General features: G+C 74.0%; 11 protein-coding genes. 7 read left to right on the forward strand and 4 right to left on the reverse strand.

Going from position 1 to position 7,523, the window contains the following annotated elements; genetic code table 11:
• Positions 1-375: 375 nt before the first annotated feature.
• The 5 genes from BF93_RS05235 to BF93_RS05255 all read left to right on the forward strand — a co-directional run bounded on the left by BF93_RS05235 (position 376) and on the right by BF93_RS05255 (position 4,464).
• Entirely contained in the window at positions 376-834 is a 459-nt protein-coding gene (locus BF93_RS05235; protein ID WP_038370982.1) for an RrF2 family transcriptional regulator, read from the forward strand.
• Between the two features lie 141 nt (positions 835-975).
• Positions 976-1,896, forward strand: a complete 921-nt coding sequence (locus tag BF93_RS05240; protein WP_038370983.1) for a sulfite exporter TauE/SafE family protein — start codon at positions 976-978, stop codon at positions 1,894-1,896.
• 89 nt (positions 1,897-1,985) lie between these two features.
• A complete protein-coding gene (locus BF93_RS05245) occupies positions 1,986-3,491 on the forward strand; it encodes a hypothetical protein (protein WP_038370985.1) in 1,506 nt (501 codons plus the stop codon).
• Complete coding sequence (locus BF93_RS05250) at positions 3,491-3,961, forward strand: hydrolase (RefSeq protein ID WP_198025351.1); 471 nt, start codon at positions 3,491-3,493, stop codon at positions 3,959-3,961. The genes BF93_RS05245 and BF93_RS05250 overlap by 1 nt, the downstream gene beginning before the upstream one ends.
• A gap of 62 nt (positions 3,962-4,023) precedes the next feature.
• Positions 4,024-4,464: a GNAT family N-acetyltransferase gene (locus BF93_RS05255; RefSeq protein WP_038370986.1), complete on the forward strand. Its 441-nt coding sequence runs from the start codon at positions 4,024-4,026 to the stop codon at positions 4,462-4,464.
• Here the strand turns inward: BF93_RS05255 and BF93_RS05260 are convergent, their stop codons facing one another.
• Complete coding sequence (locus BF93_RS05260; RefSeq protein WP_232226197.1) at positions 4,465-5,067, reverse strand: LysE/ArgO family amino acid transporter; 603 nt, start codon at positions 5,065-5,067, stop codon at positions 4,465-4,467. It lies immediately after the preceding gene.
• Between the two features lie 85 nt (positions 5,068-5,152).
• On the opposite strand from BF93_RS05260, the gene BF93_RS05265 reads away from it, so the two are divergent.
• Positions 5,153-6,067: an ArgP/LysG family DNA-binding transcriptional regulator gene (locus tag BF93_RS05265; protein WP_038370987.1), complete on the forward strand. Its 915-nt coding sequence runs from the start codon at positions 5,153-5,155 to the stop codon at positions 6,065-6,067.
• Positions 6,068-6,192: 125 nt separating this feature from the next.
• Here the strand turns inward: BF93_RS05265 and BF93_RS05270 are convergent, their stop codons facing one another.
• From BF93_RS05270 to BF93_RS19955, 3 genes are all read right to left on the reverse strand, one after another.
• The gene (locus BF93_RS05270) at positions 6,193-6,684 is read right to left on the reverse strand and encodes an OsmC family protein (RefSeq protein WP_038370988.1); all 492 of its coding nucleotides are present in this window, start codon (positions 6,682-6,684) and stop codon (positions 6,193-6,195) included.
• A 92-nt stretch (positions 6,685-6,776) separates the two neighbouring features.
• Positions 6,777-7,016: a hypothetical protein gene (locus BF93_RS19950; RefSeq protein WP_232226198.1), complete on the reverse strand. Its 240-nt coding sequence runs from the start codon at positions 7,014-7,016 to the stop codon at positions 6,777-6,779.
• Complete coding sequence (locus tag BF93_RS19955; RefSeq protein WP_232226199.1) at positions 7,010-7,180, reverse strand: NUDIX hydrolase; 171 nt, start codon at positions 7,178-7,180, stop codon at positions 7,010-7,012. Before BF93_RS19955 ends, BF93_RS19950 begins: the two co-directional genes overlap by 7 nt.
• A 59-nt stretch (positions 7,181-7,239) precedes the next feature.
• On the opposite strand from BF93_RS19955, the gene BF93_RS19960 reads away from it, so the two are divergent.
• Positions 7,240-7,523, forward strand: a 284-nt coding sequence (locus BF93_RS19960; RefSeq protein ID WP_232226200.1) for a hypothetical protein, incomplete at its 3' end; no start/stop codon positions are given.

Below are 7,523 nucleotides of genomic sequence, written 5' to 3' on the forward strand. Positions count from 1 at the left end.
CGATGGGTCGCGGCCCGCGCAAGCGGGCGCCGGTGCGGCTGTGTGCCGGATCGGGCGCCGGTGCGGCTGTGTGCCGGATCGGGCGCCGGTGAGGCTGTGTGCCGGACCGGGTGTGCACGGACGGCTGTCTCAGGGCCGCGAGCCAGGCGATTGACTGGCTCGCGGCCCTGAGGCGGCCGTTCATGTCCGCCCCGGCCGGTCCTGAGGCGGCCGGTCGCGTCCGCCCTGACCGACCCCGGGGCAGTCGGTCGTGTCCGCCACGGCCGGTCTTGAGGCGGCCGGTCGTGTCCACCCCGGCCGCGGGCGGGGCCCGCCGCGTCGATAGGATCCGGGGTGACCGCGGGCGAGGCCCGCCGGCCCGACGGAAGGTGCGCCATGAGGATCTCGGCCAAGGGCGACTACGCTGTGCGCGCCGCCGCGGAGCTCGCCGCCTCGCAGGACGGGCGGCCCGTGCGCGCCGAGACCCTCGCCCGCCAGCAGCAGGTCCCGCACCGCTTCCTCGAGGCGATCCTCTCCGACCTGCGGCGCGAGGGGATCGTGGTGAGCCGGCGCGGCGCCGGGGGCGGCTACGTCCTGGCGCGCCCGGCCGATCGGATCACCGTCGCCGATGTGGTGCGCGCGGTCGAGGGCCCCCTCGTCTTCGTGCGCGATGCGCGCCCCTCGGACCTGGAGTACACCGGCGCGGCGGCCTCGCTCCAGCACGTGTGGGTGGCGCTGCGGGTGAACGTGCGCGCCGTCCTCGAGCAGGTCACCCTCGCGGACCTCGCCGCAGGCACCCTTCCTGCGAGCGTGCTCGCGCTGACCGGGGACGACGCCGCCTGGCAGAACCCCTGACCCGCTCCTGCGCCAGCTCATCGTGTGAACTTATGAGAACCCCTGGCACGACTTTGCCCTGAACCGTTGAATCCGATAGAGATGGTCGGGTACTTTCGAGCCACTCGGCGGAGCCACCGCCGCACGACGGACGGAGCGCTCATGCGATCACTCATCCTGCTCGCCCTGGTCGGGCTGGCCGCACAGCTCGTGGACGGCAGCCTGGGGATGGCCTACGGCGTGACCTCGACGACGCTTCTGCTGGCGATCGGCGCGAACCCCGCCGCGGCCTCGGCCACCGTGCACCTGGCGGAGATCGGCACCACCCTGGCCTCCGGCGCCTCCCACTGGCGCTTCAAGAACGTGGACTGGAAGGTCGTCGCCCGCATCGGCATCCCCGGGGCGATCGGCGCCTTCGCCGGCGCGACCTTCCTGTCCTGGCTCTCCACCGAGATCGCCAAGCCGCTCATGTCCGTGCTCCTGCTGGGCCTCGGCGTGTACGTGCTGATCCGCTTCACCGTGCGCGGCCTGCGCACCGACCGCCTCGGCCAGCCGCTGCGCAAGCGGTTCCTGACGCCGCTGGGCCTGGTCGCCGGCTTCATGGACGCCACCGGCGGCGGGGGCTGGGGCCCCGTCGGCACCCCCGCCATCCTCGCCAGCGGCCGCCTCGAGCCGCGCAAGGTCGTCGGCTCCATCGACACCAGCGAGTTCTTCGTGGCGATCGCCGCGAGCGCCGGCTTCCTGCTGGGCCTGGGCACCGCCGGCATCGACCCGGCCTGGGCGCTCGCCCTGCTCATCGGCGGCCTCATCGCCGCGCCCATCGCGGCCTGGCTGGTCCGCCTGGTGCCGCCGCGGGTGCTGGGCTCGGCCGTCGGCGGCGTCATCGTGGTCACCAACGCCCGCACCCTGCTGAGCCTCGACTCCCTGGGGCTGGGCGGCGGCGTCATCACCACGGTCCTGGCCCTGCTCGTGCTCGGCTGGATCGCCGCGGTCGTCCACTCCCTGCGCGAGCACCGCCGCGCCGTCGCCGAAGCGCGGGACGAGGCGCCCGAGCCGGAGGAGGCCCCGGCGCTCGCCGGCTGACGGCTCCTGCACCGCCCGGCGGAGGGAGCATCGGCCCGATCCCGGCACGTCCGGTTGTGATCGGGCCGATGCTCCGTCACGCTGGCCCCATGCCCAAGAAGAAGCGCCGCCCGACCGCGAAGCAGCCCGGCCGCACCGCCGGGGCGCTGAACCGCTTGGCGCGCGAGCGCGACCAGGCCCTGCGGGAGTTCGCCGGCTGGCGCTCGAGCATGGACCCGGGGCTGGAGGCGGAGCGGGCCGCCTCGAGCGTGCGCACGCTCGTGGAGCTGAAGGCCGAGCACCTCGACAGCCCCGAGATCGGCCGGTGGAGCGTCCCGCTGATCGACGAGCTGCTCACCGTGGTCGTGCCGCGCCGCGTCGCCCAGCGCCGCGAGGACTCCATGGCCATGGCCGGGGATCTCGCGGAGTTCTTCGGCTTCCTCGAGCGGACCGGCCGCTGGGACCTCGCCTCCCCCTCCGTCTTCTCCGTGCAGGAGCACCTGCGCGACATCGAGTTCACGGTGCTCGAGGCGGCCGATGACCCCAGCCGTCGCAGCGTGTCCGGGAACATCCTGCACCTCGCCGTCGAGCACGGCGTGCCGCTGGAGGACCGGGAGGCCCTCGAGGACTTCATGGCCTGGTACAACCGTCTGCCGCACGCCGAGCGGGTATCGGTCAGCGACACCGGGCGGCTGCAGGACGAGTCCTACGCGTACCGGCCGGGGGCGGGGCGCGGGACGGCGGCATCGCTGCGGCCCCCGGGCTCGGCCGGCGAGCGCTCGGGCTCCGGGATCGACGTCGACGACCTCGACGCGCTGGACCGGCTGTGCGACGCCGAGGACGCCGCGGCCCAGGGCTCGAGCGAGCACCTGCCGTTCTGGCCCTGGTACCTCGAGGACGGCATGGAGCGGCAGCTGGACGAGGTGCCCTCCGACGAGGAGTTCCGGCGGCAGGTCGCCGCCGCGGCACGGGAGAACACCTACGTGCAGCGGGCCTTCGCCGTGCTCGACGTGATCGGCCCGGGCAGCCGGGTCACCGCGACCGATGCGCTGGGCCGGCCGGACACCCAGGAGCTGCTGGCCCGGTTCGGCCTCGCGCAGAGCCAGCGCTCGATGTGGGACGTCCCCGAGATCGCCGACCCCTACCAGTCCCTCATCATGCTCGGGGCGGTCGAGATGCAGGGCCGCCGCATCGTCCCCACGGAGGCGATGCAGGAGATCCTCGCCGCGCCCGCGGAGGCGGAGCTGCGCGACGAGTTCTCCGTGAAGCTGCTGGTGGTCCGCCTGATCGAGTCCCTCGTCCGGGAGCGGTCGCGGCCCGAGCTCCTCGACGCCCACGATGTCGCCGGGGCCGTCCTGTTCGCGGCGCAGCCCGAGGGGCTGGACGTCCCCGTCCCCCACGAGATCACGCCGCTCCTGCGGGCCATGGCCGCGCGCATCGAGCGGGACCCCTACGATCTCTTCGTGCAGCTCGTGATGGTCCGCCTGGAGTTCGAGACCCTGGCCCAGCTCGGCGTCCTCGAGCGGGACGAGGAGACCTTCCACGCCGATGCGGCCGTCCGCCTGGCCGTGTATGCGGCGCTGGAGCACGTCATGGATCTGCGCGGGCAGAGCTGATGCCGGCCGTCACCGCCGCCGACCTCGGCGCGCTGCCCGAGCCCGCGACCGGCTGGCCCCGCTGGGTGTTCGAGGCGCCGTACGATGCGGCGCGCCACCCCGGAGCCGCGCCGGACGGCGGGGCGCTCAGCCCCGAGGGCGGGGCGAACTGCCAGCTGTACGCCTACGGAGTCCTCGGGCTGCTGGGGCGCACCGTCCCCCCGCACCGCTCGAGCGAGCTGTGGGAGGACCCCGCCCTCGGCCATCCCTCGCCCGCTGACGTGGCCGACCTCGACCTCGTGCTGTTCGCCCCGGAGGACAGGGCGTTCGGTGCGCACGTCGGCGTCGTGCTCGGCGGCGGGGTTCTGCACCTGTGCCGGGAGGTCGGCGTGCCGGCGCTGTGGGGATGGGAGGAGTTCGCAGCGCGCGAGCGGTACTCCGTCGTCGTCGGGCGCGTCCGGGTGCCGGCGGACCCGCCGATCCAGGGATGAGGGGCCGGGCCCCTGCGGGCCCGGGTTCTCGACTCCTTCGCCGCACCCGGCACAATGCGGTCATGGACTCCGCCTTCTCGCGCCTGGCCGACTACGAGATCTCCGCCGATCCGGACCGGCTCGATGCGGAGCGCATCCACCTGCTCGTCTCCGAGCACACCGCCTGGGGCGCAGGCCGGGAGCGCGCGACGCAGGACGCGATCCTGCGGAACTCCCGGAACTACGGGGCGTACGAGCGGTCCACCGGCCTCCAGGTCGCCTACTGCCGGGTCGTCACCGACCAGGTGACCTTCGGGTGGCTGGCCGACGTCATCGTCGACCCCGCGCATCGCGGTCGCGGGATCGGCCGGGCCCTGATCGACGGCGTGCTGGAGGACCTCGCCCCGCTGAACCTGCGGCGCATCGTGCTGAAGGCCTCGGAGGAGGCCAGGCCGATGTACGAGCGCGCGGGATGGACCGGCCCGCAGGACCCCGAGCTGTGGATGGAGCGGCGCCAGGGCTGATCAGGCCAGCAGCATCGCCGCGACCAGCACCATCGTCGCCGCGACGAGGCCGTCCAGGACGCGCCAGGACCACGGGCTGCGCAGGAGGCCGCTCAGGCGGCGGGCGCCGAGGCCGAGCGCCACGAACCAGATCGCGCTGCCGCCGATCGCCCCGGCGGCGAACAGCCAGGACTGCGCGCCGTGGGTCGCGGCGACCGAGCCGAGCAGCAGCACCGTGTCGAGGTAGACGTGCGGGTTCAGCCAGGTCAGCGCGAGCGCCGTGAGCACGACAGGCCACAGCCCGGTGCGGGCGCCGGACTCCGCCGGATCCAGCGCCTGGCCCGTCCCGCGCAGGGCCCGGCGGGCCGCGAGCACCGCATAGCCCAGCAGGAACGCCGCTCCGGCCCATCGGGCCAGGTCCACCACCTGCGGGACCGCCCGCACCAGGGCGCCCAAGCCGCCGGCGCCCGCGCTGATCAGCACCACGTCCGAGCCCAGGCACACCGCCACCACGGCGGCCACGTGCTCGCGGCGCAGCCCCTGGCGCAGCACGAACACGTTCTGGGAGCCGATGGCGATGATCAGGGTCAGTCCGGTCAGGAGGCCGTGGAGAGCTGCAGTCACGTCCTCGACGCTAGGCGCCCGTTCGATGAAGCACCAGCGAAGATTCATGACGGCGCATTAGCAGAGCTTCATCTACGATCGGGGCATGCCGATCGATCCGCACCTGGCCGAGACCCTCGCGACCGTCGTCGACGAAGGGACCCTCGAGGCCGCCGCCCGACGGATGCACGTGACCCCCTCCGCCGTCAGCCAGCGCCTCAAGCAGCTCGAGCAGCAGGTGGGGCAGCGTCTGCTGGTCCGCGCCAAGCCCGTACGACCCACCGAGGCGGGGCAGGCGGTGGTGCGCTTCGCCCGCCGCTACGCCCTGCTCGAGCACGAGACCCAGGCGGCGCTCGGCCTGGAGGCGCAGGGGGCCCGGCCGCGCATCACCATCGCCGTGAACGCGGACTCCATGGCCACGTGGTTCCTCGGCGCCCTCGCCGAGTTCACCCGCACCCGGGACGTGCAGGTCGAGCTGCTGCGCGAGGACCAGGACGAGACCGAGCGCCTGCTGACCTCCGGCGCCGCGATGGCCGCCGTGACCTCCTCGCCCATCGCCTCGCCCGGCTGCGCCGTCGCGCCGCTGGGAAGCCTCGTCTACGTCGCCGCCGCCGCGCCGGACTGGTGGCGACGCTGGATCGGCGACCCGGCCACGGCGCGGACGCAGCAGGTCGGGGCCGATGTGCTCGCTCGGGCGCCGCGCGTCGACTTCGACCGCAGCGACGAGCTCCAGGCCACCTGGCTGCGCGAGCGCGGCGTGGACCCGGCGCTCACCCCGCGCCACTTCGTGCCCTCCACGCACGACCTCGCCGTCGCGGTGGAGCAGGGCATCGGCTGGGCGATGCTGCTGGTGCACCAGGCCGAGCCGCTGCTCGAGACCGGCGCCGTCCTGCCGCTCGGCGGGCAGCCCGTGACCACCCCGCTGTACTGGCAGGTCACCCGCACCCCGTCGACGCTGCTCGAGGATCTCAGCCGCTCCGTCGCCGAAGCGGCGCAGCGGTCCCTGCGTCGCCCGTCCTAGCGTCCAGGAGGACCTGGGGTCGGCACCGCAGGCAGCGCCGGTCTCGGCCTGACGGGAGCCGCTGCCTCGGGCCGGACGTCGATGCGTGCGGGGGTCGGCCCCACAGCTCGATCTGCGTGCGTGGATCAGACGCGAGGGGCACCCTCCTCGACGGTGATGACGGGCTCGTAGTGGACGGGGAAGCTGACGGAGCGGGCGATGAAGCACACCTCGGGGACCTGAGCATGGACACGATGCGCGACATCGGGGTCGCTGTCAGCGGTGATCGTGACGCGGGGTCGCAGCGTGACCGACGCGAACTGCCCTCCGCCGCCGGCGTCCTGCACCATGACGCCGTGGGCGCTGTCCTCGTAGGCGGTGACCACGACACCGGCAGCCGCAGCGAGATGGAGGTACCAGAGCATGTGGCACTGCGACAGCGCGGCGACCTGCAGCTGCTCGGGGTTCCATCGAGCCGGGTCGCCGCGGAAGGCGGGATCCGCGCTGCCCGGGATCGTCGGCGCCGAGGCGGTGCTCAGGTCGTGCTCGCGCCCGTAGGTCGTGTACCCGGACGTGCCGACGCCGCGGTTGCCGGTCCACACGACCTCGACGTCGTACTCGTGGGTCCTGCCCCTCATACCTGCTCCTCGCTCTGCTCTGGTCTGCCGTGGGCGGTCAGCTCGGGTCGTCCGATGTGCGCTGCGACCCCAGCGCGAGTTTGCATCTGCGGTCAGGACGGCTGGGCCGCGGCGCGCCACGTCGCGACGAGGTCGGAGACCAGGTCCGCGCGCGGACCGGCCGCGTCGAGGGCGTCGATCGGGATCCACTCGGCGCGGTCCGTCGTCCCGTCCACCTCGAGGGTGCCGAGCGTCCCGCCGACGACCTGCGCCTCGTAGACCACGCGGACGGCCTGGAAGGGAAGGTCCCGCTGGAAGGAGCGCTCGGCGGTGCGGGTGGAGACGGTCAGCACCCGGCCCACCTCGACGCGGTAGCCCTCTCGCCGAAGTCGACGCCGCCGCCGGGCAGGGTCCAGCACGGGGTGGGGCCGTTGTACCAGGACAGCAGGATCCGCCGCTGCTCGTCGACGATGAGGGCGTAGGCGCCCAGTCGCGTGTCGTACTCCGTGAAATGCATGGCATCGGAGCCTACGGGGGCGCGGCCCCGCCGGACAGGCCGCGGCGGACGATCGCCGAATGACGAGCCAGATGACGATCGCCGGATGGCGAGCCAGAACAGGCCCGAATTGGCTCGTCATCCGGCGATCGCGCGTAGACCCCGATCGCGCGGGGCGGCCCGCCGGGCGGGCCGCGGCCGACGAACGCCGGATGGCGAGCCAAAACAGGCCCGAATTGGCTCGTCATCCGGCGATCGAGCGCGCGGACGCCTCCGCGGATCATGCGAGGACCCCCCCGACGGTCGCGCGCGGACCCGCGGCGATCGCGCGGGCGGGCCCCTCCGGCACCGCGCGGGCGGGCCC

The sequence above is a fragment of the Brachybacterium phenoliresistens genome (assembly GCF_000576425.1).
Classification (GTDB): domain Bacteria; phylum Actinomycetota; class Actinomycetes; order Actinomycetales; family Dermabacteraceae; genus Brachybacterium; species Brachybacterium phenoliresistens.

Excerpts from the sequence above, each read along its gene's own strand:
- BF93_RS05270 (WP_038370988.1), bottom strand. The coding sequence starts at position 6,684 with ATGAGGGGCAGGACCCACGAGTACGACGTCGAGGTCGTGTGGACCGGC.
- BF93_RS19955 (WP_232226199.1), bottom strand. The coding sequence starts at position 7,180 with ATGCATTTCACGGAGTACGACACGCGACTGGGCGCCTACGCCCTCATC.
- BF93_RS05245 (WP_038370985.1), top strand. The coding sequence starts at position 1,986 with ATGCCCAAGAAGAAGCGCCGCCCGACCGCGAAGCAGCCCGGCCGCACC.
- BF93_RS05240 (WP_038370983.1), top strand. The coding sequence starts at position 976 with ATGCGATCACTCATCCTGCTCGCCCTGGTCGGGCTGGCCGCACAGCTC.
- BF93_RS05235 (WP_038370982.1), top strand. The coding sequence starts at position 376 with ATGAGGATCTCGGCCAAGGGCGACTACGCTGTGCGCGCCGCCGCGGAG.
- BF93_RS05255 (WP_038370986.1), top strand. The coding sequence starts at position 4,024 with ATGGACTCCGCCTTCTCGCGCCTGGCCGACTACGAGATCTCCGCCGAT.
- BF93_RS05265 (WP_038370987.1), top strand. The coding sequence starts at position 5,153 with ATGCCGATCGATCCGCACCTGGCCGAGACCCTCGCGACCGTCGTCGAC.
- BF93_RS05250 (WP_198025351.1), top strand. The coding sequence starts at position 3,491 with ATGCCGGCCGTCACCGCCGCCGACCTCGGCGCGCTGCCCGAGCCCGCG.